The sequence below is a fragment of the Lacinutrix sp. C3R15 genome (assembly GCF_018860825.1).
In the GTDB taxonomy this organism is placed as follows: Bacteria; Bacteroidota; Bacteroidia; order Flavobacteriales; family Flavobacteriaceae; genus Oceanihabitans.
This window is the reverse complement of record NZ_JAHKPZ010000002.1, coordinates 1-1,725: the sequence shown is the minus strand read 5'-3', so window position 1 is coordinate 1,725 and position 1,725 is coordinate 1. Positions and strand designations below refer to the sequence as shown.

1 protein-coding gene is annotated in these 1,725 nt (G+C 32.1%); it reads right to left on the bottom strand.

All coding sequences use genetic code 11. The features are described from left to right. Window positions 1-45: 45 nt before the first annotated feature. The coding region (locus tag KO494_RS00020) for an OmpA family protein (protein WP_215965534.1) at window positions 46-1,725 on the bottom strand (1,680 nt) is incomplete at its 5' end.

Below are 1,725 nucleotides of genomic sequence, written 5' to 3'. Positions count from 1 at the left end.
TTATTAAGAAAAGGTGGTTTTTAAACTTATTTATTGTGTTTCTTTTTATTGATTATCTAAACCTCCACTTACAATAATAAACTCACTACGTCTGTTTAATTGGTGTTCTTCTTCGGTACATTTAGAACCACAGTTTACTGTTGGTTCGCTTTCCCCTTTTCCAATTCCAGTAATTCTTGCTGCATCAATACCTTTTGAGATTACGTATTGTACTGTAGTTTTTGCTCTTCGGTCTGATAATTTTTCGTTATAAGCACTAGAACCTCTACTGTCTGTATGTGATTTAGCATTAATAACCATTTCTGGATATTTGTTCATTACTTGTACTAACTTATCTAACTCAAAAGCTCCTTTAGCTGTAATATTAGATTTATCAAAATCAAAGTAAATTGGGTTTAATGCCACATGGTCTGCTTTTACTATTTCTTCAATAGGATCTAAAGCAATGGCTACAGATAGTTCTTCTTCATCTGTTCCTTCAATAGCTAGTTTATTGCTTTCATAGCCATCCATAGTTACTTCTAACTCTGTATCTGTATCACATTCTATAATAAACGTTGCTATACCTTCTGCATCTGTTAGTTTTGAAGATAATTTATTTCCTTTATCATCATATAAAGTTGCTGTTGCTCCTGCTAAAATTTCTCCTGTTACTTTATCTGTTACTGTAGAAGTTATTTCAACATCGCATAAAGGTTGTAGTTTTTTTATTGCATAAATATCATCACTTCCTTTTCCTCCTTCTCTGTTAGAAGAAACAAAACCTTCTCCAGATTCTTCGTCTATAGCAAAAGCAAAATCATCTGCATTACTGTTTACAGGAATACCTACATTACGTATTCTAGACATTTTACCGTCGATTTCTTTAGTATAGAATACATCTAATCCTCCTAGACCTAAATGCCCGTCTGAAGACAAGTATAAGGTTCCGTTATCACTTATAAAAGGAAACATTTCGCGTCCTTCTGTATTTACTTTAGCTCCTAAATTTACAGCTTCTCCAAAACTTCCATCGCTATTAATAGTTGTTTTATATATATCTCCTTGACCAAATCCTCCTGGCATATCTGAAGTAAAATAAAGTGTTTTACCGTCTGCACTTACAGATGGATGATCTGTATTATAGTTGTTACTGTTAAAAGGTAATGCTTCAACATTTGACCAACTATCACCTGTTTTAGTAGCTTTAAATAAGTTTAATACACTAAATCTGGTATTTGATAAAGAGTCACTTTGGTATTCTTTCTGGTAAAAACTCTCTCTAGAAAAATACATCGTATTTCCGTCAGGACTAAAAGCTACTACACCTTCATGGTACTTTGTATTAATATCATTTCCTAATAGGCTTTCGTTTTGGTATGTACCATCTTCTTCAATAGTAAATTCATAAAGATCAAGGAAAGGTTGTTCATTCCATCCGTATTCTCTTCTTGCTTTATTTCTAGCTGAAGTGATATATAATTTACCGTTATTAATTGTACCTCCAAAATCGGATACTTGTGAGTTAATTTCTAAATTTTGAACATTAAATTTCTTTCCTTTATCTAATATTTTAGGTAGATAATCTGGGTTTTCATTAAATGTAATAGATCGTACATCTGCAGGTCTCATTGCTGCAAATTTGCTCATCCATTCATTAGATTTATCATACTTACCATTTGCTTTAAGCATTTGTACGTAATTGATAATTGTTTCTGGATTCTGAGATGTTTCAAGTGCTTTAGC